Annotated in this window: 19 protein-coding genes; 12 read left to right on the top strand and 7 right to left on the bottom strand. The window is 61.7% G+C overall.

Translation table 11 applies throughout. From position 1 onward, the window contains the following. Genes moaC through M2360_RS20120 form a run of 4 tightly spaced genes read right to left on the bottom strand, consistent with a single transcriptional unit; the run spans position 1 to position 4,220 of the window. Entirely contained in the window at positions 1–486 is a 486-nt protein-coding gene (moaC, locus tag M2360_RS20135; protein WP_280777114.1) for a cyclic pyranopterin monophosphate synthase MoaC, read from the bottom strand. Position 487: 1 nt separating this feature from the next. Continuing rightward, positions 488–1,300, bottom strand: a complete 813-nt coding sequence (trpC, locus tag M2360_RS20130; protein ID WP_280777113.1) for an indole-3-glycerol phosphate synthase TrpC — start codon at positions 1,298–1,300, stop codon at positions 488–490. Between the two features lie 7 nt (positions 1,301–1,307). After that, a complete protein-coding gene (gene trpD, locus M2360_RS20125) occupies positions 1,308–2,318 on the bottom strand; it encodes an anthranilate phosphoribosyltransferase (protein ID WP_280777112.1) in 1,011 nt (336 codons plus the stop codon). A 15-nt stretch (positions 2,319–2,333) separates the two neighbouring features. Next, entirely contained in the window at positions 2,334–4,220 is a 1,887-nt protein-coding gene (locus M2360_RS20120; protein ID WP_280777111.1) for a peptidylprolyl isomerase, read from the bottom strand. 282 nt (positions 4,221–4,502) lie between these two features. Between M2360_RS20120 and ytfQ the strand changes: the two genes are divergently transcribed. The 6 genes from ytfQ (at position 4,503) to M2360_RS20090 (ending at position 11,182) form a co-directional block, all read left to right on the top strand. Continuing rightward, on the top strand, positions 4,503–5,465 hold the full coding sequence (gene ytfQ / locus M2360_RS20115; protein ID WP_280777110.1) for a galactofuranose ABC transporter, galactofuranose-binding protein YtfQ: 963 nt from the start codon (positions 4,503–4,505) through the stop codon (positions 5,463–5,465). 105 nt (positions 5,466–5,570) lie between these two features. Next, the gene (gene ytfR, locus M2360_RS20110; RefSeq protein ID WP_280777109.1) at positions 5,571–7,097 is read left to right on the top strand and encodes a galactofuranose ABC transporter, ATP-binding protein YtfR; all 1,527 of its coding nucleotides are present in this window, start codon (positions 5,571–5,573) and stop codon (positions 7,095–7,097) included. Continuing rightward, positions 7,094–8,080 (top strand): ABC transporter permease, encoded by a 987-nt coding sequence (locus tag M2360_RS20105; protein WP_280777108.1) that lies wholly within the window; start codon positions 7,094–7,096, stop codon positions 8,078–8,080. The genes ytfR and M2360_RS20105 overlap by 4 nt, the downstream gene beginning before the upstream one ends. Beyond that, positions 8,077–9,042: a galactofuranose ABC transporter, permease protein YjfF gene (gene yjfF / locus M2360_RS20100; protein ID WP_280777107.1), complete on the top strand. Its 966-nt coding sequence runs from the start codon at positions 8,077–8,079 to the stop codon at positions 9,040–9,042. The genes M2360_RS20105 and yjfF overlap by 4 nt, the downstream gene beginning before the upstream one ends. Before the next feature lie 10 nt (positions 9,043–9,052). After that, positions 9,053–9,823 carry a FadR/GntR family transcriptional regulator gene (locus tag M2360_RS20095; protein WP_280777106.1) on the top strand — a complete coding sequence of 257 codons (771 nt, stop codon included), beginning with the start codon at positions 9,053–9,055 and terminating at the stop codon, positions 9,821–9,823. Between the two features lie 57 nt (positions 9,824–9,880). Then, complete coding sequence (locus tag M2360_RS20090; protein WP_280777105.1) at positions 9,881–11,182, top strand: hemolysin family protein; 1,302 nt, start codon at positions 9,881–9,883, stop codon at positions 11,180–11,182. A gap of 157 nt (positions 11,183–11,339) precedes the next feature. On the opposite strand, the gene M2360_RS20085 is transcribed toward M2360_RS20090, so the two are convergent. Next, positions 11,340–13,883: an autotransporter domain-containing protein gene (locus M2360_RS20085; protein ID WP_280777104.1), complete on the bottom strand. Its 2,544-nt coding sequence runs from the start codon at positions 13,881–13,883 to the stop codon at positions 11,340–11,342. Positions 13,884–14,082: 199 nt separating this feature from the next. Here M2360_RS20085 and glmU point away from each other — a divergent pair, with 199 nt between their 5' ends. The 4 genes from glmU (at position 14,083) to M2360_RS20065 (ending at position 19,145) form a co-directional block, all read left to right on the top strand. Beyond that, on the top strand, positions 14,083–15,450 hold the full coding sequence (gene glmU, locus M2360_RS20080) for a bifunctional UDP-N-acetylglucosamine diphosphorylase/glucosamine-1-phosphate N-acetyltransferase GlmU (protein ID WP_280777103.1): 1,368 nt from the start codon (positions 14,083–14,085) through the stop codon (positions 15,448–15,450). 431 nt (positions 15,451–15,881) lie between these two features. Next, the gene (locus tag M2360_RS20075; RefSeq protein ID WP_170976478.1) at positions 15,882–16,289 is read left to right on the top strand and encodes a GNAT family N-acetyltransferase; all 408 of its coding nucleotides are present in this window, start codon (positions 15,882–15,884) and stop codon (positions 16,287–16,289) included. Positions 16,290–16,575: 286 nt separating this feature from the next. Continuing rightward, positions 16,576–18,402, top strand: coding sequence for a glutamine--fructose-6-phosphate transaminase (isomerizing) (glmS, locus tag M2360_RS20070; RefSeq protein ID WP_280777101.1), 1,827 nt, complete (start codon positions 16,576–16,578; stop codon positions 18,400–18,402). Positions 18,403–18,452: 50 nt separating this feature from the next. Continuing rightward, complete coding sequence (locus tag M2360_RS20065) at positions 18,453–19,145, top strand: DUF502 domain-containing protein (protein WP_280777100.1); 693 nt, start codon at positions 18,453–18,455, stop codon at positions 19,143–19,145. On the opposite strand, the gene recG is transcribed toward M2360_RS20065, so the two are convergent. Next, positions 19,146–21,251 (bottom strand): ATP-dependent DNA helicase RecG, encoded by a 2,106-nt coding sequence (gene recG / locus M2360_RS20060; RefSeq protein WP_280777099.1) that lies wholly within the window; start codon positions 21,249–21,251, stop codon positions 19,146–19,148. It lies immediately after the preceding gene. Between the two features lie 97 nt (positions 21,252–21,348). Between recG and M2360_RS20055 the strand changes: the two genes are divergently transcribed. After that, positions 21,349–21,648, top strand: coding sequence for a succinate dehydrogenase assembly factor 2 (locus M2360_RS20055; RefSeq protein WP_280777098.1), 300 nt, complete (start codon positions 21,349–21,351; stop codon positions 21,646–21,648). 99 nt (positions 21,649–21,747) lie between these two features. Then, a complete protein-coding gene (gene mfd, locus M2360_RS20050) occupies positions 21,748–25,251 on the top strand; it encodes a transcription-repair coupling factor (protein WP_280777097.1) in 3,504 nt (1,167 codons plus the stop codon). 101 nt (positions 25,252–25,352) lie between these two features. Here the strand turns inward: mfd and M2360_RS20045 are convergent, their stop codons facing one another. Further along, on the bottom strand, positions 25,353–26,120 hold the full coding sequence (locus tag M2360_RS20045) for a class II aldolase and adducin N-terminal domain-containing protein (RefSeq protein ID WP_280777096.1): 768 nt from the start codon (positions 26,118–26,120) through the stop codon (positions 25,353–25,355). Positions 26,121–26,225 lie beyond the last annotated feature (105 nt).

Genomic DNA, 26,225 nt, shown 5'->3' with positions numbered 1-26,225 from the left:
TTAGCCTGCGTCTCGAATGAAGTCGCCGGATTTGCCGCCGGACTTGCTCTTCAGCCTGATGTCGATGATTTCCATCGCCTTGTCGGCGGCTTTGGCCATGTCATAGATGGTGAGGCAGGCGATAGACACGGCGGTCAACGCTTCCATCTCCACGCCGGTCTTGCCGGTCAGCTTGACCATGGCCTCGACGCGCAGGCCTGGCAGATCGGCGTCCGGCGTGATGTCGACCGTCACCTTGCTGATCATCAGCGGATGGCAGAGCGGAATGAGATCCGACGTCTTCTTGGCCGCCATGATTCCGGCGAGCCGGGCTGTGCCCAGCACGTCGCCTTTCTTGGCGTCGCCGGAGAGAATGAGTGTGAGCGTGTCGGCGCGCATGCGCACCGCGCCCTCGGCCACGGCGATACGGGACGTTTCCGTCTTGTCGCCGACATCGACCATATGAGCCTCGCCGGACGCGCCGATATGGGTGAGGCTCTCGCTCATGTCAGGCGGCTTCCGAAGGCGAGGCGAGGCCGAGGAGCTCGCGGGTTGCGGCGGTCACATCGGCTTTTCGCATCAGGCTTTCGCCGACCAGGAAGGTCGAGATGCCCGAGGCCTTGAGCCGGTCGCAATCGTCAAGCGTGAAGATGCCGCTTTCGCCGACCAGCAGCCGATCGCTTGGGACCATGCCTGCAAGCCGCTCAGAGGTGGCGAGGTCGACCTCGAAACTGCGGAGATTGCGGTTGTTGACGCCGATCATTCGCGACGTGAGCCTGAGAGCCCGCTCCATCTCGGCTTCGTCATGCACTTCGATCAGCACGTCCATGCCGAGCTCAAAAGCGGCGTCTTCGAGCGCCTTCGCCTCGTCGTCGGTGAGCGACGCCATGATGATCAGGATGCAATCGGCGCCCCAGGCGCGCGCTTCATAGACCTGATAGGGAACGAAGAGGAAATCCTTGCGCAAAGCGGGCAGGGCGCAGGCCGCGCGGGCGGCGGTGAGAAATTCCGGCGCGCCCTGGAAACTCGGTCCATCCGTCAGCACCGACAGGCAGGCGGCGCCGCCCTGCTCATAGGCCTTGGCCAGCGCCGGCGGATCGAAATCGGCGCGGATCAGGCCCTTGGACGGGCTGGCTTTCTTGATTTCGGCGATCAGGCCGTAAAGGCCTGCGTCGCGCTTTTTCTCAAGTGCTGCGAGAAAGCCGCGAGGGGAGTTGACGCCGTTGATCTTCGCCTTGAGATCATCAAGCGACACCGAGGCCATGGCCGCGTCAATTTCCTGGCGCTTGTAGAGTTCGATCTTCTTCAGAATATCGGCCATGTCAGCCTCACGAATTGGAAACAGCGATCAGCCGGTCGAGCGCGGCCCGGGCCGAGCCTGATGACAGCGACTGTTCGGCGAGCGTCACACCCTCGGCGATATCCTTCGCCTTGCCGGCGACGACAAGAGCGGCGGCGGCGTTGGCGACGGAAATATTGCGATAGGCGTTGGTCGCGCCATCGAGAATCGCGCGCAGCGCGCCGGCATTGTGTTCGCCGTCGCCGCCGCGAATCTCGTCGAGCGTGATCGGCTGCATGCCGAAATCGGATGGCGTCAGCGTGAATTCGCGGATCTCGCCGTCCTTGAGCGCGACGACCTGCGTTTCGCCCGTCAAGGTGATCTCGTCGAGACCGTCGCCATGCACAACCCAGACATCGGTCGAGCCTAGGCCCTTCAGCGCTTCGGCGACCGGGCGCAGCCATTGCGGCGCATAAACGCCGAGCAATTGACGCTTGACGCCGGCGGGATTGGACAGCGGGCCGAGCAGGTTAAAGATGGTGCGCGTGCCGAGCTCCACGCGGGTGGGACCCACGAAGCGCATGGCGGAATGATGCTGCTGGGCGAACATGAAGCCGATACCGGCTTCCGCGATGCACCGCGCCGTGATGTCGGGCGTGATGTCGAGCTTGACGCCGAGCGCCGACAAAGCGTCGGCCGTGCCGGATTTCGAGCTCTGGGCGCGGTTGCCATGCTTGGCCACCGGTACGCCTGCGCCGGCCGTGATGATCGAGGCCAGCGTCGAGATATTGTAGGTATGCGCGCCATCGCCGCCGGTGCCGACGATGTCGATGGCGTTGTCAGGCGCTTCGACCGTCAGCATCTTGTCGCGCATGGTGCTGACGGCGCCCTGGATTTCCTCCACCGTTTCGCCGCGAACGCGCAGGCCCATCAGGAAAGCGCCGATCTGGCTGGGCGTCGCGCCGCCCGACATGATGATGTCGAAGGCGGCCCGGGAGTCGTCCGCCGCGAGCGGCTGACCAGCCGCCACCTTGGCGAGATAGGGCTTCAGATCGGCCATGGCTGTTCCCCCGGATTAGCGGACCATCAACTGGTTTGCGAGCGTGCGGTTGACCGACACGCCATATTCGGCCTGCAATTCGCCGACAAGCTGATCGAGAAAATCATCGCCAGCGCGCGCGGCGGCCTGCTTGATTTGCTCGGCATTGTTCGACAGGGCATCCGCCGGCGGCGTGTTCTGCACGTCGGTGACCTTCAGGACAATCTGGCTCTGTCCGTCAGCGCCGGCTGCGGCGGTCACAAAACCCTCCGGACCACCGAAGGCGGCATTGATCGCGGCGGCGCCGAGCACAGCGTCATCCATGCCGCGCTTGATGTCGGCCTTAGACTCGACGGCGATCTTCAGCTGAGCGGCGACATCGGCCATCTTGGCGCCGTCGCGAACCTGCTTGGAAATCTCCTCGGCCTTCTTGGCGAGCGCCAGCTGCTGTTGCTCCCGCGTCCAGTCGTCGACGACCTTGGCGCGGACTTCTTCGACCTTGCGGTCGCGCTCGGGCGTGACACCGTTGATTTCGAACCACACATAGCCGCCATTGGGCAAATCGAGCGGCAACGGTTCGACGCCTTCGTCGGTCTTGAAGGCTTCCGTCAGCAGGCGGGACGCTTCAGGCAGGTTGGCGACGTCCTTTTCCGACGCATCGCGACCGCTCGCATCAACGGCATTGATCGTCACCGGCTTCAGCTGCAGCTGACCCGCGGCCTCCGCCAGGGTCGAACCGGACGCGCGCGCGTCTTCGAAACGGTCATGCACGCTCTGGATCTCGTCATTGGCCCGCACAAGCGCCAATTGCTTGCGGATATCGTCCTTCACCGCATCGAGCGGCTTGACGACCTCAGGCTTGATATTGGTGATGCGCAGGATGACGGGGCCGAGCAGGCCCTCGGTCACCGGCGTGACGCCGCCTTCGGTCTTCACCGCGAACGCAGCCTCCGCCATGGCTGGCGTCGGCATCTTGTCGCGGGCGAAATCGCCGAGCAGCACGTCGGTCGCGGTCTTGCCTTGTTCGGTCACCAACTGGTCGAAGGTCGAGCCGGACGCAAGCTTGGCGGCCGCGGCGTCGGCCAGCGCCTTGTCGGCAAAGGTCAACTGCTCGATGGTGCGGGTTTCGGGGGTGCGATAGGCGTCGAGATGCTGGTCGTAGTCGGCCTTCACGTCTTCGTCGCTGACGGCCGTGAGATCGGCAATGTCGGAGGGCTCTAGCTTGACGAAAGTGATCTTGCGATATTCCGGCGCGCGATATTTGCCCTTGTTGTCTTCGAACCACTTTGCCAGCGACGCATCCGTCGGCGCGCCGACAGGGTCGATATTGGCGTTGGTCAGGATCAGGTAATCGATCGTGCGGCGTTCATTGCTGAAATCCTCGAGCGCCTTGGTGAGCGTTGCGGGCGGCGTGAAGCCATTGCCCACCGCATCGGCGATCTGGACGCGCACGGCCTCGCGCTCCTTGTTCTTGATATAGTCTTCGACGCGGATCCGCGCGTCGTAAAGACGGCGCTCCATCAACTGACGGCTGAAGCCGCCGGATTCATCCTTGAAGGCCGGCTCTTCCTGAATGAGCTGCAAGAGACGTCCTTCGGACATGCCGAGCTTCATGTCGGAAGCGAGTTGATCGAGGGACGCGGCCGAGGCCAGCTGGCCGTAAACCGTGTTTTCAAGACCGAACATCTTCGCCTGCTCCAGCGTCAGTCCAGGAATGCTCCTCTGCATCTGGTTGTAGACGCTATTGAAGGTAAACTGGAATTCCGAATTGGAGACTCGCTGGTCGCCAACGGTCACGACGGCGTCATTGGCGCCCGCAAACATCGAACTGTGGACGCCCCATATGCCGAAGGAGGCGACGAGAAGGATGAGCAGGGCCTTCGCGACCCAGGTTTTCGCGGCTTTGCGCAGAAGTTCGAGCATTGGCTTCCCAAATTGTTGTCTTGTCCGCCCTCACCAAAGAGCGCGCCCGGACGCGGTGGCCGGACGAGGGTCTAGGCTTTTACTCATGCGCCGGGCGGCGTGGCAAGCGTTAAAATGGCCTTTCCTAGAAGCGGCCAAAATGAACGCAAGCAAAAAAAGCCGAGCGTTTTTATACATCTGGAGCTTGCAAAGCCCATTTGGGAAAATGGCTGCTTTACAAAAATATTATTGTATGATTTTTTGAGCGCGGCTGGTGGAGCAGCCATCATTTGGGAGGAAATCATGAATAAGTTCAAAGCGCTCGCGAGCGCCACGGCTCTTGCTGTCTCGTTTTTCGCCGCCGGTCAGGCCATGGCTCTGACCGTGGGGTTCTCGCAGATCGGATCGGAATCCGGTTGGCGCGCGGCCGAAACGACGGTGACCAAGCAGGAAGCCGAGAAGCGCGGCATCGATCTCAAATTCGCCGATGCGCAGCAGAAGCAGGAAAACCAGATCAAGGCGATCCGTTCCTTCATCGCCCAGGGCGTCGACGCCATCTTCGTGGCTCCGGTGGTCGCGACGGGATGGGACGACGTGCTGTCCGAAGCCAAGGACGCCAATATTCCTGTGATCCTGCTCGACCGCACCGTCGACAGCGACAAGGGCCTTTACCTGACTGCGGTGACGTCTGACCTCGTGCATGAAGGCTCGGTCGCGGGCAAGTGGCTGGTCGACACCGCCAAGGACAAGCCCTGCAACATCGTCGAACTCCAGGGCACGACCGGTTCGTCCCCGGCCATCGACCGCAAAAATGGCTTCGAACAGGCCATTGCCGGCCATGACAACCTGAAGATCATCCGCTCTCAGACCGGCGACTTCACCCGCACCAAGGGCAAGGAAGTCATGGAAAGCTTCCTGAAGGCTGAAAACGGCGGCAAGAACATCTGCGCGCTCTATGCCCACAATGACGATATGGCCGTCGGCGCCATCGAAGCCATCAAGGAAGCCGGCCTGAAGCCGGGCACCGATATTCTCGTCGTGTCGATCGACGCGGTTCCGGATATCTTCAAGGCCATGGCGGCCGGTGAAGCCAACGCCACCGTCGAACTGACCCCGAACATGGCCGGCCCGGCCTTCGACGCTCTCGACGCCTATCTCAAGGACAAGAAAGAGCCGCCGAAGTGGATCCAGACGGAATCCAAGCTCTACACCCAGGCTGACGATCCGCAGAAGGTCTACGAATCCAAGAAAGACCTCGGCTATTGATCTGCCGCCGCGCCGCCGGATTTTTGTCCGGCGGCGCGGTCTCAATCGAGCACGCTCGCCATCCGCCTTTCACGGCGGATGGCGTTGCCGGCCGGAGCGTATCGCATGACTGCTGAAACAAAGCCGCTGCTTTCAGCGCGCGGCGTGACGAAGACATTCCTGGGCGCCAAGGCGCTCGACGCCGTTGATTTCTCCCTGATGGCAGGCGAGGTGATGGCGCTGCTCGGCGAAAATGGCGCCGGAAAATCCACCCTCGTCAAATGCCTGACCGGCGCGTACAGACGCGACGCAGGCGACATCGTGCTCGACGGGGCTTCTATCGATCCCCGCGATACATTCGAAGCCCAGAGGCTGGGCGTCGGCACCGTCTATCAGGAGGTCAACCTCCTGCCGAACCTGACGGTCGCCGAAAACATGTTCCTCAACCGGCAACCGCGGCGTTTCGGACTGGTCCGCAGCAGCGAAATGAACGATCGATCCAGCGCGCTTCTCGCCGGTTACGGCCTCGATATCGACGTGCGCCAACCGTTGTCCAGCTTTTCGGTCGCGGTGCAGCAGATCGTCGCCATCGCCCGCGCCGTCGATCTCTCGGGCAAGGTGCTGATCCTCGACGAGCCGACCGCCAGTCTCGACGCGCAGGAAGTCGAGGTGCTGTTCGGCATCGTCGACGATCTCCGCCGCAAGGGTCTGGGCATCGTGTTCATCACCCATTTTCTCGAACAGGTCTATGCGCTGAGCGACCGCGTGACGGTGCTGCGCAACGGCAAGCTCGTCGGCGCGCGGCGCCTGGCGGATCTGCCGCGCAAGGACCTCGTAGCGATGATGCTTGGCCGCGAACTGACCGAGGAAACCAGCCATCACGCTCCCGCGCGCAAGGCGGACGTCGAAGCGCGGTTCCGCTTCAAAGGGCTTGGCCGCCGCGGCGACATCAAGCCGTTCGATCTCGATATCGGACGAGGCGAAGTGGTCGGTCTTGCGGGCCTTCTTGGCTCCGGGCGGACAGAAACCGCTGAAGTGATGTTCGGCGTGCGCCGCGCCGACCAGGGCGCGGTGGAGATCGACGGCAAGGCTGCCGCCATCGTCTCGCCGCAAGACGCAATTTCCCATGGCTTCGGCTTCTGCCCGGAGGACCGCAAGACCGACGGCATTATCGGCGATCTCTCGGTGCGCGAGAATATCATTCTGGCGCTGCAGGCGCGACGCGGCTGGGCCAAGCCGCTTTCGCGATCCGAGCAGAACGAACTGGCCGATCATTATATACAGGCGCTCGATATCCGCACCGACGGGCGCGAAAAGCCCATCAAGCTGCTGTCGGGCGGCAATCAGCAAAAGGCGATCCTGGCCCGTTGGCTGGCGACCAATCCCACATTGCTGATCCTGGACGAGCCCACCCGCGGCATCGATGTCGGCGCGCATGCCGAAATCATCAAGCTCATCCGCGATCTCTGCGAGAGGGGCATGGCGCTTGCCGTGATCTCCTCGGAGATCGATGAACTCATCGCCTATAGCCAGCGCATCCGCGTGCTGCGCGATCATGAGCATGTCGCCGAATTGACCGGCGAGCAGATGACTGCGACCGGCATCGTCGACGCCATCGCCGGGACGCATAACGAAAAGGGTCTGACGTCATGATCCGCCGCATTCTTCCCCAAATCATCACGCTTGGCATCGTGCTTCTGCTTAATGTCATCCTGTTTCCCGATTTCTTCAACGTGACATTCCAGAACGGCCGTCTCTATGGCAGCATCATCGACGTGCTCAATCGCGGCGCGCCGGTGGCGCTGGTCGCGGTCGGCATGACGCTGGTCATCGCCACCAAGGGCATCGATCTCTCGGTCGGCGCGGTCGTGGCCATCTGCGGCGCGGTGGCCGCCGCCGCCATCACCAGCAGCCAGTCGCTCGTCGTCACCCTGGCGCTGGCGCTTTCAGTCGGGCTGGTCTGCGGCGTCTGGAACGGAATTCTCGTCTCTGTGCTCAACATCCAGCCGATCATTGCGACGCTGGTGCTGATGGTCGCGGGACGGGGCGTGGCGCAATTGATCACCGAAGGCGCAATCCTCACCTTCAATGAACCTGGCCTGATTTTCATCGGCAGCGGATCGGCATTCGGAATGCCGATGCCGGTGGTGATCTGGGTCCTGTTCGGGGCGGCGGCGGCGTTGCTCGCGCGGCGCTCAGCACTCGGCCTGCTCATCGAGGCGATCGGCGTCAACCTGCGCGCCAGCCGTCTTTCGGGCGTCAAGACCACGGCCCTCATCGTGCTGGTCTATGCGCTGTCGGGCCTTTGCGCGGCGATCGCCGGTCTGATCGTCGCCGCCGACATCAAGGGCGCCGACGCCAACAATGCCGGCCTCTGGCTGGAGCTCGACGCCATCCTGGCGGTGGTGGTGGGCGGCAATTCGCTGCTCGGCGGCCGCTTCTCCATTCTCGGCTCACTGCTCGGCGCGATGATCATCCAGGCGATCAACACCGGCATTCTCACCTCTGGGTTCCCCCCGGAATATAACCTCATCATCAAGGCTGGCCTGATCGTGATCATCCTGATCGTTCAATCGCCGCGGTTGTCCGATGTCGCCGCGCTGTTCGGATCCCGCAACACGGAGACCCGCGGATGAGAGCGAAATATCTGCCGCTGGCGGCGACGACACTGATTTTTCTGGCTGCCTATGCGGTTTGCGCGCTGCAATTCCCGAACATCCTGTCGACGCGGGTGATCGGCAACCTTTTCACCGACAATGCCTTTCTCGGCATAGCCGCCGTCGGCATGACCTTCGTGATCCTGTCGGGCGGCATCGACCTATCGATCGGATCGGTGATCGCCTTCACGGGCGTGTTGATCGCCGTTCTGCTTGAGAACACCGGCCTGCATCCGTTGCTGGTTTTCGCCATCGCGCTCGGCGTCAGCACCGCTTTCGGCGCCGCGATGGGGTCGATCATCCATTATCTGGAGATGCCGCCTTTCATCGTCACGCTCGCGGGCATGTTTCTGGCGCGCGGCATGTCCTTTGTCCTGTCGATCGATTCCATTCCGATTGATCACCCATTCTACAAGGCGCTCAAGAATTTCTATTGGAAGATGCCGGGCGGCGGACGCTTCACGGTCATTGGCGGGCTCATGCTGCTGGTGTTCCTCGCCGGCATCGTGATTGCCCACAAGACGCGCTTTGGCGCCAATGTCTATGCGTTGGGCGGCGGCGTGGCGACGGCGCGGCTGATGGGCGCGCCCGTCGCGTCGACCACCATCGGCATTTATGCGCTGTCGGGCTTCCTCGCGGGGCTGTCGGGCGTGGTCTACTCTCTTTATACATCGGCGGGCTATTCGCTCGCCACGGTGGGCGTCGAACTCGACGCGATCGCTGCGGTGGTGATCGGCGGCACGCTGCTCACCGGCGGGGCGGGTTTCGTCGCGGGCACGCTGGTCGGCGTGCTGATTCAAGGGCTGATCCAGACCTACATCACTTTCGACGGGACTCTGTCGAGCTGGTGGACGAAAATCGTGATCGGGCTCTTGCTATTCGGCTTCATACTTATGCAAAAAGGCATATTGCTGGTCTCGAAGGTCGACAACAAAAGGTGAGGAGTCCGTCGTGCGCAGGGGAGTGCTGGAGGCCGTCTTGAGCGGCAAGAAAACGAGAACCAGCCATGCCCAGGTGGTGGATGAACTCGGTCGGTCGATTATTTCTGGAGATTATCCGGTCGGCGCCACATTGCCCGGCGATCCTGAACTCGCCCAGCGTTTCAAAGTTTCGCGCACTGTGCTGCGAGAGGCGATGAAGACGCTGGCCGCCAAGGGGCTGATCGTGCCCAGGGCGCGCATCGGCACCAAGGTGACGCCGAGAAACCAGTGGAACCTGTTTGATTCAGACGTGCTGACCTGGCATTTCCAGATGGGAGTCGACGGTGATTTCCTGACCCATCTCAGCGAGATCCGCATGGCCTTTGAGCCGCATGGCGCGGCGCTGGCGGCCGAAAACGCTACCGAGGCCGATATCAAGGCGCTTTACCAGCTGGCCCGCGCCATGGGTGCGGAGGGACTGACGCCGGAGACGCTGGCGCTTGCGGATCTGCACTTTCACCTCGCCGTGTCGGAAGCCTCGAAGAATCCGTTCATGCGCACGGTCGGCAGCCTGATTGAAGCAGCGCTGGTGGGGATTTTTAAATTGTCGTCGCCCGCGCCGGGCGACGAACGCGGCGCGGAAGTGTCGGCGTCCCACACGTTGATCGTCGACGCCATCGCCGCCCGCGACCCCGCCGCCGCCGCAGAAGCCATGCGACGCGTGATCATCACCGGTCGCGAACGGATCAATCACAAGGTGACCGGCGGCAAGCAGGCGGTAGAATTTGCACCCGCATCTTGAAGATGACAGGGCGACGCTTTAGGTTGGGCCGCAATTGAAATTGCGCTGGCGCCTCATGTGACTGAAATTTTCATCATTCTTCTCCTTCTCGTGATCAACGCGTTTTTCGCCATGTCCGAGATGGCGATCGTTTCCGCCAGCAAGCCATTGCTCCGTCAGAAGGCGAAACAAGGACATCCAGGCGCGGCGCGCGCTCTAGGTCTCGCCGAAAATTCCGGAACTTTCCTGTCCACGGTCCAGGTCGGCATCACCCTGGTGGGCATCCTGGCCGGCACCTATGGCGGCGCTTCGATCACCGAAAAGCTAGGCCCCGAACTCGACGTCATTCCGGCGATTGCCCCCTATGGCCATCTTGTCGCCGGGCTTATCGTGGTGGCTTTGATCACCTATTTTTCCGTGATCATCGGAGAACTGATCCCCAAACAATTCGCTCTGCGACACGCCGAGTCTATCGCGATCTTCGTCGCCGGTCCGATGACGGTGCTGTCGCGGATCGCTGCGCCGATCGTCTATCTGTTCGAAGCCTCGGCCCGGTTTATGCTCAAGGTGATGGGCATGGCGGCCAAGGACAGCGACGAGGTCACGGAAGCCGAGGTGCAGGCGGTGCTGGCTGAAGGCGCCGAAAGCGGCGTGTTCGAAAAGTCCGAACACGAAATGCTGCGCCGGATCATCAGTCTGGCCGACCGGTCTGTGAAATCGATCATGACGCATCGCACCGAGATTGTCGGCATCGATCTCAAGGCGAGTTTCGAGGATGTCGTGGCGCTGGTGCGGGATTCCGGCCATTCGCGCTATCCGGTGATCGACGAGGACAATGACGGCATCATCATCGGCGCCGTTCGCACCAAGGACGTGCTGGCGGCCGCGCAAAATCCGAAGGCCTTTCAGATGCAGGGCTATGTGCAGGAAATTCCGACGATTCCGGAAATGACCACTTGCCTGAAGGCTTTCGAGATCTTCAAGGCGGCCAATATCCATATGGCGATCATCGTCGACGAATATGGCTCCACCGAAGGCATCATCACCTCGTCGGACCTGCTGGAGGCCATCATCGGCATTCTGCCGTCGAATTATGACGACATCGACGATATCCTGGTGCGCGAGCGCGAGGACGGATCCTGGTTGATCGACGGCCGGACGCCGATCCACGAAATGCAGCTCACATTCGGGCTGGATAATCTTTCCACCGAAGACGGCTATGAGACCATTGCCGGCTTCGTGGTGCAGGGCCTGCGCAAGAGTCCAGCTGAAGGCGACCATTTCGAAGCCTTTGGTTATCGATTCGAAGTGATCGACATGGACGGTCGCCGGATCGACAAGATCCTGATGAGCCGGAAGGCCGATCCGTCGGTCGGCTGAACCGGCGTCCAGATCGCGTTGCCTAAGGCGGCGCTGCAAGACCATCACCCATTTCCATAGAAGATGACGGACTGCTGGACGCCCCAAAAAGATGCGGGCTGCGGCGAAATCGCCGCAGCCCGCTGAGCCTTTGTCAGGCGCTGAGGTCGTGACCCGATCAGAACCTGACGCTGAGCTGGCCGAAGACGGATTGCATCCAGTTGTTCGAGAAATCGCTCGAGCCGCGATAGGACAGGTTCAGGCTGGACTGATCGCCGAAGGCAAATCTTGCTCCGATCTGGGCGGTCGCCAGATTATTCGCAACGGTGTCCAGGTCTGCGGAAAGGGCGCTGTCTGCATCTGATGTGTAATAGGCGTCCTGGCTCGCATCGCCGGACAATTCGCGCTGATACTCCAAGGTGACGAAAGGTGTGACCGCCCCGAAGTCGACGAGATAGGTTTTTTCCAGCGTCATGCCTATTGACGCTGCGGACGTGAAGTCGCTGGACGACTGATAGGTGAGATTGTCGGCTCCTGCGCCATATTCCTGGGTTTGGTCCAGATTCGTCGCCGTGATCTTGAGACGGCCATAGGGCGTCGCCTTGATTGCGCCGATATCCGCAATCGTGCTGATCGAGGCTGCCGCAAACAGTTGGTCGCCGTCACGATCGTAGCGGGCGTAGACATCATCAGAGACAAAACGGCGGGCGCTGAAATCCAGCTTGTTGTATCCGACGACGGCGTCCAGGAACGACTGTTCAGCGAACATGTAGGACCCGTAGCCGGCAATCGACAGCGCCTTTCCTTCTGAGCGCGAGCCCCTGTCGCCGATGTCGGTTTCATCCAAACCCATGCCGATCGATGCGCCGACGATCAGCGCATCGCTCAGCCGACGGTCGATGCCGGCGGTCAAGCCGGCCGTCCCATAGTCGAGTTCTGGCTGGCGTCCATGCTCATCGCGTTCGCCGATGCTGTAATTGCCATTGAACCAGACCGCATAATCCTCGGCGCAGACCGTATCCGCATTGGATTTGGAGATGGCGCCGCCATTCATGTTCATGGATAGCGACGATGTCATGCATTCCGATCCATGCAGGGCGGACAGCCGGCCGAGCACCGCGTCGATCTGATTTTCACCAAGCCTGCGGGCCGCGCGCCGCTCAGCTTCGAGAACGCCCGCCATATCGTCGGTGTTCGCTGTCCGATCGATCACGATGGTGACTTTGGTGCGGTCCTTGAGGCCATTCTTGTCCGCGCCACGGACTTCGATCGGGAAACTGCCGGTCTCAAGCGGTGATCCGCTGACTTTGCCCGACTTGTTCATGGAAAGGCCCTTCGGCAAGGCGCCGCCCACCAGCTCAAAGCGATAGGGCGCCTGGCCGCCGGTTCCATAGAATTGCAGCACATAGGGCGTTCCAACGTCGCCCGCTGGCGCGACCGACGGATTGACGACGATCTTGCCGTTCGAGATGGCAATCACGACGCTGACATCATCCGTCACGCCGTTGACGTCGCGTGCGCGGACGGTGATCGGGAAATCACCCTGTTTTTCAGGCGCGCCCGAAACCAGGCCGGACGATGAAAAAATCAGTCCCTTCGGGAGCTGTCCCCCGGTCAATTTGAAGCTATATGGCGCAACGCCGCCCTTGGCGCGAAACTGCAGCTTATACGCCTCGCCGACTTTGCCGGAGGGAGCCGTTTCCGGCAGCGCCGTGATCACGTCCTCATTGATGGAAATCGTCACGCTGACGTCATCGGCAACGCCGTTTGCGTCTACGACATTCACCGTGATGGGATAATCACCGGTCTGTTGCGGCGTTCCAGAAACCAGGCCCGCGCCAGAGAATGACAGACCTTTCGGAAGCGAACCGCTGGTTTTGGAGATGGTGTAGGGGGCTACGCCGCCCGCGCCCCGGAACTGCAGCGAATAGCTGCTTCCGATCTTGCCCTTCGGCGCTGTCTCCGGCAGCGCCTGTATCTGGTATTCTTCAGCATCGGTGACGGAATGGGTGATCACATTGCTGTCGGCGGCTTTGTAATTGGTGTCGCTTGCGATCCGCGCCGAGATTGTATGGTCGCCCTTTGCGAGTTTCTTGGTTGAGATCGAAGCCTTTCCGTCGGTCACGCTTGCAGAGCCCAGGCGGGTGCCATCGGCATAAAAAGTCACCTTTCCGGTCGGCGCCGAGAAAGAGGACCCGACAGACGCCGCCTCGACTGTGAACGTCACGGCTGAACCGAGGCTGCTTTCGGTTGCCGACTGGCTGACGACCGGCGATGGCGTGGCCTTGGTGATCTTGATGTCCTGAAAGGTTTCCGATTGCATGGTGCTGCAATCGATCAGTTCATCGTCGCCGCTATAGAGGGCTTCAAGACCATAGGCGCCCGGTGACGGCGTGTTGAAGCTGAAGGATCCCTTGAACTCGGTCCCGTCTTGCGTCAGCGTCGTCGTTCCCAGATCGGCGCCGTCTTCGATACGGAACGTGACCGTGCCCGATCCGATGTTTCCGGACCAGTCCGCCGTCGAATTGGGCCTGACGGTTACGGTTGCGGCGAAGGCGCCGCCATAGGCCAGATTTTCAGAAGACAATTCGACATACAGGAAACAGTAAGTGCTGCCTGCCCACGCCTGCTGGCCGCCAGTCAATGCGGGGCCGAACAGGCAGAACAGCGCAGCCGCGAATGTTGCGGCGATGCGAGACGATATCGATAAAATCTTGAACATTGTGGTCCACAGGCGAAATGAAGGATCAGGGTGTCGGTAGCCTGTGGAATTCGCACCCTCAATAACGGCGCCTTGAATCGAATAGCAAATTGCCGGTCCTGCCATCATTGCGGCGGAATTCGATCGACATGCGCGCAATGCTTGGAGGGAAACCTCGGTCTTGCTATCTCAATGACCAAACAGAAGAGGGAGATTCGGCATGTCGGGAAAAGTTCTGGCCGTGGTTCTGGCCGCCGGCGACAGCACGCGGATGAAATCGTCCAAGTCAAAGGTGTTGCACACGATCGGCAACCGACCGATGATTTCGCATGTGGTGGCGGCGCTGGATGAAAGCGGCGCCGACAAGATCGCCCTCATTGTCGGCCGTGACGGCGACGCAGTTGCAGCGGCGGCTTCGACCGGCAAGCTGCCGGTGACGGTGTTTCAACAGACTGAGCGTCTCGGCACGGGACACGCCGTGCTGATGGCGGCGAGTGAAATCGAGACCGGCTATGACGCAGTGCTCGTCGCGTATGGCGACGCGCCGCTGATCGAGGCGGGCCCGCTTGCCGCCGCCCGCGCCAAACTGGATGAGGGATATGACCTCGCCGTCATCGGCTTCCGGACGCCGTCTCCGACCGGGTATGGGCGATTGCTCGAAAAGGACGGCGAACTCGTCGCCATCCGCGAGGAGAAAGACGCCAACGACAATGAGCGGCGGATCGATTTCTGCAATTCGGGCCTGATGGCGATCAATGGCGCAAAGGCGGCGTCGCTGCTGCGCAAGATCGGCAACGCCAATGTGAAGGGTGAATATTACCTCACCGACCTCGTCGAAATCGTCCGCGCCGAAGGCGGCCGGTCGGCCACCGTCGAAGCCTCCTTTGAGATGGCTGCGGGCTGCAACAATCGCGCCGAACTCGCAGACCTCGAAGCCATCTGGCAGAAGCGCAAGCGGCGGGAGCTGATGGTGTCGGGGGTGACGATGATTGCGCCCGAAACGGTGTTCCTCTCCTTTGACACGGTGATCGGCCAGGATGTGACCATCGAGCCAAATGTGATCTTCGGGCCGGGCGTGACGGTGGAGGCCAATGTGGTCATCCACGCCTTCTCGCATATCGAAGGCGCTTATATTTCCTCCGGCGCGTCCGTTGGACCCTTCGCGCGGCTGCGGCCGGAGGCGAAGCTGCTCGCCAACGCCAAGGTCGGCAATTTCTGCGAGGTGAAGAAAGCTGAGATCGGCGAGGGCGCCAAGGTCAACCATCTCAGCTATATCGGCGACGCCGTGGTCGGCGCGCGCGCCAATATCGGCGCAGGCACGATCACCTGCAACTATGACGGCTTCAACAAATACGAGACCCGCATCGGCGCCGACGCCTTCATCGGCTCCAACAGTTCGCTGGTCGCTCCCGTCAGCATAGGCGAGGGTGCGCTGACGGCGTCAGGCAGCGTCATCACTGAAAATGTCCCCGACGGCGCCGCCGCCTTCGGCCGCGCCCGGCAGGTGACCAAGGAAGGCTATGGCCGCGAGATCATGGCGCGCAACGAGGCGATCAAGAAGGCGAAGAAGGCGGCGAGCAAGGGCTGACCTTGCAACCATGCCTGAAGTCGCGTATTTTCAGGAGTGGCAGGCGGAGCGCGAACTCCGCCTGCCGGGACTCACTTCCTATATGAGATCCGGAGAGACAAGGACCAGCCGCTCCGGCTTCTTCTAAGAGTAAGCGTTATGCTGTATGGCAATTGCCTCATCGCATAACCTCCTGTTGGACGGCGAGGCTGTCGCCACAGCCGGGGGAGCCCGACTCCCCCGGTCACGCCCCTGGTCCAGGCGCTGCTGCTTTCTCCGTCGCAAACATTCACCGTTCAACCGAACAAGGGGCTGAATAGTAACAGAACAGAAAACCTACATATGACCAGCCCCGCAGGACGTGCTACCTTTATTGTATGACTTTGGTAATTCGACCCATCAGGCCAGACGATGCGCGCGATGCGCTAGAAGCTCACCATTCAGCCGTGCGCATGACAGCCGCGCGCGACTACTCTGCCGAGATTGTGGCGCATTGGGCACCGTTGCCAGTAACAGAAAAGTCGGTGGCTAAGTTTAACGCCAATCCCGAAGGTGAGTTGCGTTTCGTGGCGTTTTACCAAAGGGAACTCGTAGGCTTTGCCGCAATTGTCATCGCGAATGAAGAGTTGCGGGCATGTTACGTTGCCCCGAACGCGGCTCGCCAAGGTGTCGGAAAAGCCCTGGTCACGCAGCTTGAACACGCTGCAAAAGAGAGAGGAATTAAGGAACTGCGCCTGCATTCATCGGTCACGGCGCATCCCTTTTACACGGCTATGGGCTATGAGACCCTGGAATGGGGGGAGCATGTGCTTGACTCAGGTCTAGCCATGGCCTGCATATTCATGCGTAAAACCCTATAGCTTTTGTTTGGCTGCTGCATAGCCATTCTAACACACCGTTTTGATGTGACTCAACAAGGTCGAGCTTGCACGTGCAGGATATCTGCGAAACGCTTCTGATACGTCGCTACCAACCCACCCCCGTAATCGTTTCGGTTGCAACGTAATTTCGCTCGCTCGTTAACGCACGAAACCGAATTTGATGCGCGGGGCGTTGCCGCGCGCCGAAAATCCGGCCACAAGTCGCAGCATGAAATCGGAAATTGGTAGAGACCAATTTCAGAGTGACTGCAGGCAGGAGCGGAATATGTGCGGGATTGTCGGGATCGTGGGCGTGGAGCCGGTGGCGGCGCGGCTGGTGGATGCGCTGAAGCGGCTGGAATATCGCGGCTATGATTCCGCTGGCGTCGCCACGATCCATGACAACAGACTGGAACGCCGCCGCGCCGAAGGCAAACTCGTCAATCTCGAACAGAAGCTGGCGGCCGAGCCGTTGCCGGGCAAGATCGGCATCGCGCATACCCGATGGGCCACCCATGGCGCGCCGACGGAAACCAATGCGCATCCGCATTTCGTCGACGGCGTCGCCGTGGTTCACAACGGCATCATCGAGAATTTTTCCGAGATCAAGAAGGAGCTTGCTGCCGAAGGCGTAGTCTTCCAGACCCAGACCGACACTGAGGTCGCCGCGCAATTGCTGGCGAAATTCCGTCGTGATGGGATGGGCCGCCGTGAAGCGATGCACGCCATGCTCCGCCGCGTGACCGGCGCCTATGCGCTGGCGGTGATCTTTCAGGACGATCCCTCCACCATCATGGCGGCGCGTTCTGGGCCGCCGCTCGCCATCGGCTATGGCGACACGGAAATGTTCCTCGGCTCGGACGCCATCGCGCTGTCGCCCTTCACCAATCGCATCGCCTATCTCGAAGACGGCGACTGGGCGGTGCTGGGCGCCGGCGGCGCGCATATTTTCGATCTCGACGGCAATCCGGTGTCGCGGCCGATCCGCATCTCCTCGGCGAGCGCCTATCTGATCGACAAGGGCAATCACCGTCACTTCATGGAAAAGGAAATCTATGAGCAGCCGGAAGCCGTGTCGCATGCGCTCGGCCACTATATCGATTTCACCGAAGGCGGCGTGCGCGAGCTGAATGACGGCATCGACTTCGCCAAGCTTACCAGTCTCGCGATCACCGCTTGCGGCACCGCCTATCTCGCGGGCCTGACGTCGAAATACTGGTTCGAGCGCTATGCGCGGTTGCCGGTGGAAATCGACGTCGCCTCCGAATTCCGCTATCGCGACGCGCCGCTCACCAAGGGATCGGCGGCGCTGTTCATTTCGCAATCGGGCGAGACGGCGGATACGCTGGCGTCGCTGCGCTATTGCCGGGAGCAGGGATTGTCGATCGGCGCGGTGGTCAATGTCAAGGAATCGACCATCGCCCGTGAAGCGGATGCGGTGTTTCCGATCCTTGCCGGCCCCGAGATCGGCGTCGCCTCGACCAAGGCCTTCACCTGCCAGTTGACGGCGCTGGCCGCGCTCGCCATCCGCGCCGGTCGTCAGCGCGGAACGCTCACGGAGACCGAGGAACGGGCGCTGGTCGGCCATCTCGCCGAAATGCCGCGCATCATGAGCGCGGTCCTCAACCGTATTCAGCCCCAGATAGAGGTGCTCGCCCGTGATCTCACGAAATTTAAGCATGTGCTTTATCTCGGTCGCGGCACCAGCTATCCGATTGCGCTCGAAGGCGCGCTGAAGCTCAAGGAAATCTCCTATATCCATGCCGAAGGCTATGCGGCCGGCGAACTCAAGCATGGACCGATCGCGCTGATCGACGAAACCATGCCGGTGATCGTGATCGCCCCGCATGACCGCTTCTTCGAGAAGACCGTGTCCAACATGCAGGAAGTGGCCGCCCGCGGCGGCAAGATCATCTTCGTCACCGACGAGAAGGGCGCAAAAGCCAGCGACCTCAAGACCATGGCGACGATCGTGCTGCCGGATATGGATGAGGCGATCCATCCGATGATCTTTTCGCTGCCGATCCAGTTGCTCGCCTATCACACCGCCGTGTTCATGGGCACGGATGTCGACCAGCCGAGAAACCTCGCCAAGTCGGTCACGGTCGAGTGATCATAAAAATCTTGTGCAGCGCGGAAAAGTCGCGTTAAACAGGGGACCTGATGACCCAGGATCCCCACACGCCAGACCCCGCGCCGCATAAGCCGACTTTCGGCGTGCGGCTCCGCAACAATTTTCTGACGGGCCTGATCATCTGCGCGCCGATCGCGATTACGATCTGGCTGACCTGGACGCTGATCCATTGGGCCGACAGCTGGGTCAAGCCCTATATTCCCTATCGGTACAATCCCGAAAACTATATCAAATTCGCCATTCCCGGTTTCGGCCTGCTGATCGCGGTGATCATGATCATGCTGATCGGCACCTTCGCCAAGAACCTGATCGGCCGTTCGATCGTCGAATTCGGCGAATCGATCATGGACAGGACGCCGCTGGTGCGCTCGCTCTACAAGGCGCTGAAGCAGTTGTTCGAGACGGTGTTCGCCGAGCGCAGCACCTCGTTCAAGAAAGTCGGCATGATCGAATTTCCGGGGCCGGGAAGCTGGTCGATGGTGTTCATCGCCGCCGATGTGCGCGGCGAGCTCGGCCATCGTTTTGCGGAAAAAGGGTTGAAGGACATGGTGGCGGTGTTCCTGCCGCCGACGCCGGTGCCGACGGCCGGTTTTCTCATCTATGTCGAACGCTCCAAAGTCATCGAACTCGACATGAGCCCCGAAGACGCCGCCAAGCTGTTGATTTCAGCCGGCCTGATCCCGCCGGACTGGAAGCCGAAAGGCGCAGCCCTCGACGGCTGATCAGCCGGCATGCAGGAAGCGGATCGCTTCATCGCGCCGGAAGAGATAGAGCAGCGTCCTCACGGCCTCGCCACGCGGTGACGACAAATCCGGATCTCGGTCCAAGAGATAATGCGCGTCCTTGCGGGCGATTTCGAGCAGATCGCCATGCGCCTCCAGGCTGGCGATGGCGAAGCCCGGCGTTCCCGATTGGCGGGTGCCCAGCAATTCGCCTTCGCCGCGCAGGCGCAGATCCTCCTCGGCGATCACGAAGCCGTCTTCGGTCTCGCGCATGATTTTCAGCCGCGCTTCGCCATTCTGGCTGAGCTTTCCTTTGTAGACCAGAATGCAGCTCGAGGCTTCCGATCCGCGCCCGACGCGGCCGCGCAGCTGGTGCAACTGAGCCAGACCGAAGCGTTCGGCATGCTCGATCACCATGATCGTGGCGTCCGGCACGTCGACGCCGACTTCGATGACGGTGGTCGCCACCAGAAGCCGGGTCTCGCCATTCTTGAAGCCCATCATCACCGCGTCTTTTTCCGGCCCGCTCATGCGGCCATGGATCAGCGCCGCCTGCGCGCCGAAGCTTTTCGCGAGCACGGCGTGGCGCTCCTCGACGCTCATCAGCTCGCTTTCCTCGTCTTCCTCGACGAGCGGGCAGATCCAGTAGATCTTCTTGCCCTCGGCGACGGCGGCGCGCATGCGGGCGATGATATCGCCGATGCGTTCGCCCGGCACGATCACCGTCTGGATCGGCTTGCGACCGGCCGGCTTGTCGGTCAGCTTGGAGACGTCCATGTCGCCGAAGGCGGCGAGCACCAGGGTTCGTGGAATGGGCGTCGCGGTCATCACCAGCATATGCGGCGACACGCCCTTGGCGGTGAGCCGGAGGCGCTGATGGACGCCGAAACGGTGCTGCTCATCGACCACGGCCAGCAGCAGATTGGCGTAATTGACCGTATCCTGAAACAGCGCATGCGTGCCGATGACGATGTTTGCCTCGCCCGAGGCGATGCGAGCGAGGATCTCTTCACGTTCTCGGCCCTTGGTGCGGCCGGTGAGAATTTCGATGGTGAGGCCGGTCATGCGCGCCATCTGGCTGATCGTGGCGTGATGCTGGCGGGCGAGAATTTCCGTTGGCGCCATCAGCACGGCCTGGCCGCCGGCCTCGACCGCCGCCAGCATCGACATCAGCGCCACCACGGTCTTGCCCGAGCCGACATCGCCCTGCAACAGCCGGAGCATGCGGTCTTCGCCGGCCATGTCCCGGAGCACATCGGCGATCGCCGAGGTCTGGCTGCCGGTCAGCGAAAAAGGCAGGGCCGCCAGCACCTGGCTCGACAACAGGCCCGTCGGCTTGACCGGAACGCCCGGCGCTTTTCTCAGCTTCGAGCGCACCAGCGCGAGCGACACCTGGCCGGCGAGGAACTCGTCATAGGCGAGCCTGCGCCGCACTGGCGCCTGTGGATCGATGTCGTGCTCGTCGCGCGGATGATGGATCAAACGGAGCGCTTCTGCGGTCGGCAGGAAGCTCTGTTTCTGGATCAATGCATCGTCGAGCCATTCGGGTAGCGCCGGCACGCGGGAGATGGCGGCCTCGATTGTCTTGCGCAACATCTTGGGCGACAGGCCCGCGGTGAGGCCATAAACGGGCTCGACCAGCGGCAGCTTCTCGCCCTCGGACAATCGCGCCATGTGATCGGGATGGACCATGGAGGGGCGGCCGTTGAACCAGTCGACCTTGCCGCTGACCATCACGGTTTCATCGACTGGCAGCGATTTTTCCAGCCAGTTTCCCTTGGCGCGAAAGAACACCAGCGCGAGTTCCCCCGTATCATCCTGCAGGAACACCCGATAGGGCTGGTTCGACTGTCCCTTGGGCGGCGGCTGGTGGCGGTCGACGCGGGCGGTGACGGTGACGATGGCGCCTTGCGGCGCGAGCGCGATGCCGGGCTGTTTGCGACGGTCGATCAGGCTGTGCGGCACATGGAACAAGAGATCGATGATCCGGCAGTCCTCCAGGCTGTCGCGGCCGAGCAGCCGGGCATAGAGTTCGCCGGTCTTTGCCCCGATGCCGGGCAGTGAGGCGAGGGGGGCGAACAAGGGATCGAGAATGGAGGGACGCATGGACACAATTTCGGCTGTCGAAGGTGGATTTGCAAGGCTGACAAGCAAGTTTCCAAGGGATATAGACGGCCCATATCATGAGAGGATCACCACGCCGATGACTGGCACGACCTTGACCACCGCTGATCTCGATCCCCATCGCCGCCGCATCCTGTTTCGCGCCTGGCATCGCGGCATCCGGGAGATGGACCTGATCCTCGGCCAATTCGCCGACACCGAGCTGAAGACGCTGGAAGGCGAGGAACTCGCCGAGTTCGAACGCGTTCTCGGCGAAGACGACAATGATTTGTTCAAGTGGGTGTCGGGAGAAAAACCGTTGCCGGAGCATCTGAAGACGCCGCTGTTTGAGCGCATTCTGGCCTTCCGTCCCGAGGAAGCCTTCAAGCCTGTGGTGTGACGCCACCTTGGGGCCTGTTGTCCCGATTTCTGCGCCGCTCTGCCATCTCTCCCGTCCGACAGCGACTGCGTTCGCCCCGGCACTCTCAAGGACATCCGCATGATCCCGGATTTCGATCCCCGGAAAATTCTCGCCGATGAGAAGAGCTTTTCCATCGGCCATGTGCCGCCGGGCCTGGAGGCGCTGGTGCTGGCCGAGCTCGCCCGCGCCGGCGGATCGATCGCTTATGTCTTGTCCGATGGCCAGAAGATCGCCGATCTCGAACAGATGATCGCTTTCCATGCGCCGGAAATTCCGGTGCTGGTGCTGCCGGGCTGGGACTGTCTGCCCTATGACCGCGTGTCGCCTGGCACGGATGTCTCCGCCCGGAGACTGGCGGCGCTCAGTGGGCTGATCCAGCATCAGGCCAAGCCGCATCCGGCCATCGTGCTGACGACGGCCAATGCGCTGGTGCAGAAATTGCCGCCGCGCGACGCGATCTCGGCCATGGGCTTTTCCGCCAAGCCGGGCCAGATGCTGAAGATGGACGAGATCGCCATCCGGCTTGAGAAGAACGGCTTCGAACGGGTTGCGACGGTGCGCGAAGTCGGCGAATTCGCTGTGCGCGGCGGCATTCTCGATCTCTTCATGCCCGGCGAGGCCGAGCCGATGCGGCTGGATTTCTTCGGCGACACGCTGGAGACAATCCGCAGCTTCGATCCCGCCAGCCAGCGCACCACGGGCCAGGTGAAGCAGATTTCGCTGAACCCGATGAGCGAAGTGTCGCTGACGCCTGATCTGATCAGCCGGTTCCGTAAGGCCTATCTGACCCTGTTCGGCGCCGCAACCCGCGACGATGCGCTCTATCAGGCGATCTCCGAGGGGCGGCGGTTTGCCGGCATGGAGCATTGGCTGCCGCTGTTCTATGAGAAGCTGGAGACGCTGTTCGACTATCTCGCCTGCTTCCGCCTGACCGTGGATCACACGCTGCAGGAATCGGTCAATGAGCGCTTCACGCTGATCTCAGACTATTATGAGGCGCGGCGCGACGCCGGCTCCGGCAAAAAGGGCCTGAGCCAAGGCGCGCCCTACAAGCCCGTGCCGCCGGACCAGCTCTATCTCTCCGGCGAACAGGTGATGCTGGAGCTGCGCGGTCGCGGCGCAATCCGCATCACGCCGTTCAACGAGCATGAGGGCGAGGCGCGCAAGGTCGTTGCGCTCTCAGCCCGTCCCGGCATGCGCTGGGCGCGCGCCGGCGAGCAGGAGGGCGAAGACCGCATCAATGTGTTTGACGCCGCCGTGCGTCATATCGCCGATCACCGCGCCAAGGGCGACAAGGTGGTGGTCTCTGCCTGGACCGAAGGTTCGCTCGACCGTCTGTTGCAGGTGCTGCAGGAGCATGGGCTGGAGCGCGTGGTTCCGGTCGCGAACCTCGATGCGGCGATGAAACTGAAGCCGGGCGAAGCGGGCGCGACGGTGCTGTCGCTCGAAAGCGGCTTTGAATGCGGCAAACTGATCATCATCGGTGAGCAGGACATTCTCGGCGATCGCCTTGTGCGACGCGGCAAGCGCCGCAAGCGCAATGCCGATTTCATCACCGAAGCCTCGTCGATCGACGAAGGTTCGATCGTGGTGCATGCCGAGCATGGCATCGGCCGGTTCGTCGGGCTGGTGACCATCGAAGCGGCGGGCGCGCCGCATGAATGCCTGCAGCTCGAATATGCCGGCGGCGACAAGCTGTTCCTGCCGGTGGAAAACATCGAACTCCTGTCGCGTTACGGGTCTGAGCAGACCGAGGCGCAACTCGACAAACTGGGCGGCGTCGCCTGGCAGGCGCGCAAGGCCAAGCTCAAGAAGCGGCTGCTCGACATGGCCGGCGGGCTGATCCGTATCGCCGCCGAACGGCAGATGCGCCAGGCGCCGCCGCTGATCGCGCCCGACGGTATCTATGACGAATTCGCCGCCCGCTTCCCCTATGACGAGACCGAGGATCAGGCAGGCGCGATCGACAGCGTGCGCGACGATCTTGGCGCCGGCCGTCCGATGGACCGGTTGGTCTGCGGCGACGTCGGCTTCGGCAAGACCGAGGTGGCGCTGCGCGCCGCCTTCATCGCCGCCATGAACGGCGCACAGGTCGCCGTCGTCGTGCCGACGACGCTTTTGGCGCGCCAGCATTTCAAGACCTTCTCCGAACGTCTCAAGGGTTTTCCGCTCAAGGTGCGGCAGGCTTCGCGTCTGGTGACGGCCAAGGAGCTGAACGAGACCAAGAAGGAACTGGCCGAAGGCAAGATCGACGTCGTGGTCGGCACGCATGCGCTGCTCGGTTCTGGCGTCAAATTCGCCAATCTCGGCCTGCTGATCGTCGATGAAGAGCAGCATTTCGGCGTCAAACACAAGGAGCGGCTGAAGGATCTGAAATCCGACGTGCATGTGCTGACGCTGTCTGCGACGCCTATTCCGCGCACCTTGCAGCTGGCGCTGACCGGCGTGCGCGAATTGTCGCTGATCACCACGCCGCCAGTCGACCGCATGGCGGTGCGCACCTTTATCTCGCCGTTTGATCCGCTGGTGATCCGCGAGACGCTGATGCGCGAACATTTTCGCGGCGGCCAGAGCTTCTATGTCTGCCCGCGCATCGCAGATCTCGAGGAGATCCAGACTTTCCTGCGCGAGGCGGTGCCGGAACTGAAGCTGGCGGTGGCGCATGGCCAGATGCCGGCGGGCGAACTCGACGACATCATGAACGCCTTCTATGACGGCAAATATGATGTTCTGCTGTCGACCACGATCGTCGAATCAGGACTGGACGTTCCCACGGCCAATACGCTGATCGTGCATCGCGCCGACATGTTCGGTCTTGCCCAGCTTTACCAGATCCGCGGCCGCGTCGGCCGGTCCAAGGTCCGCGCCTTCGCGCTGTTCACGCTGCCGGTCAACAAGACGCTGACGACCATGGCCGACAAGCGCCTGAAAGTGCTGCAATCGCTCGACACGCTCGGCGCCGGCTTCCAGCTTGCCAGCCACGATCTCGATCTGCGCGGCGCTGGCAATCTGCTCGGCGAGGAGCAGTCCGGCCATATCAAGGAAGTCGGTTTCGAACTCTATCAGCAGATGCTCGAAGAGGCGGTGCTGGAGATCAAGGGCGAGGAACAGGTGACCGACAGCGGCTGGTCGCCGCAGATCATCACCGGCGTCTCGGTGATGATCCCCGAAGCCTATGTGCCGGATCTGCATCTGCGCATGCAGCTTTATCGCCGTCTCGGCGAACTCAGCGATCTCCAGGAAATCGACGGCTTCGGCGCCGAGATGATCGACCGCTTCGGCCCGATGCCGGCGGAAACCGAACATTTGCTCAAGATCGTCTATATCAAGACGCTGTGCCGCACGGCCAATGTCGAAAAGGTGGAGGCGGGTCCCAAGGGTCTCGTCGTGGTGTTCCGCGACAGGATCTTCCCCAATCCGGCCGGGCTTGTGCAGTTCATCTCCCGGCAGGGCACGATCGCCAAGATCCGCCCCGATCATTCGCTGTTCCTGGCGCGCGATCTGCCCAAGCCCGAAAAGCGCATGGCGGCGGCCGCCATGTTGATGACGCAGCTCGCAGAGATCGCCGGGCAAGGCAAGTAAACCGCCCCGAAATTCGCGAACGAAAACAGCCGCCGGATCGGCCGATCCGGCGGCTGTTCTCATGAGCGCGGCAAGATGCGCTCAATTCAGAGAGTCGGGGCTCAATTCAGGAAGTCGGGTTCCTGGCGCGACAGCAGGATCTTGAGATCCTCGAAATGCCGTTCGGACTGGCCGGGATAATCCTCGATTTCCTCAGCGACCTTCTCGGCGACTTCGTCGGAGAGCACGCGCAATTTCTGGCCGGTCTGCAGCGCCTTGATATAGGTCTCGGCGGCGCGTTCGAAATAATACATGCGATTGAACGTGTCGGCGACGCTGTCGCCGATGACCAGCACGCCATGATTGCCCATGATCATCACGCGATGCTTGGGGTTCTGCATCAGCCGGGCGCAGCGCGCGCCTTCGTCTTCGAAAGCCAGTCCGCCGTAATCATTGTCGATCACATAGCGGTTGAAGAAGGTGGCGCAGTTCTGGTCGATCGGCAGCAGCCGGCTGTCGGCGAGCGAGGCGAGCACGGTGGAATAGATCGAATGCACATGCATGACGCAGCGCGCATGCGGCAACAGCCGGTGGATCGAGCCATGCAGGCCCCAGGCTGTCGGATCCGGCGCGTCGGGACGGTCCATGGTCGAGGGATCATTGGCGTCGAGCAGAAGCATGCTGGAGGCGGAGATCAGCGAGAAATGTTTCTGGTTGGGATTCATCAGAAACTGGCTGCCGTCATCGTTGACGGCGAGCGAGAAGTGATTGGCCACGGCTTCGTGCATGTTGAGCCGGGCGGTCCAGCGGAAGGCGCAGGCGAGGTCGACGCGCTCTTCATAGAAGGGCAGGTTGTCGTGGCGATGAACGGTCGCGAGAGTGGCGGACATGGCGAGTTCCCTTTGTATTTTCTCGACAAAAAGAATGAACCCAAGCCGCGTCCACGTCAACGAAGCCGGCGGTCGAAACCGCCGGCTCACGCGCAAAGAATTCTG

The sequence above is a fragment of the Rhizobium sp. SG_E_25_P2 genome (assembly GCF_029892285.1).
Lineage (GTDB): Bacteria > Pseudomonadota > Alphaproteobacteria > Rhizobiales > Rhizobiaceae > Rhizobium_E.
The sequence above is the reverse complement of the archived record's forward strand: the minus strand, read 5'-3'. Positions and strand labels throughout refer to the sequence as shown.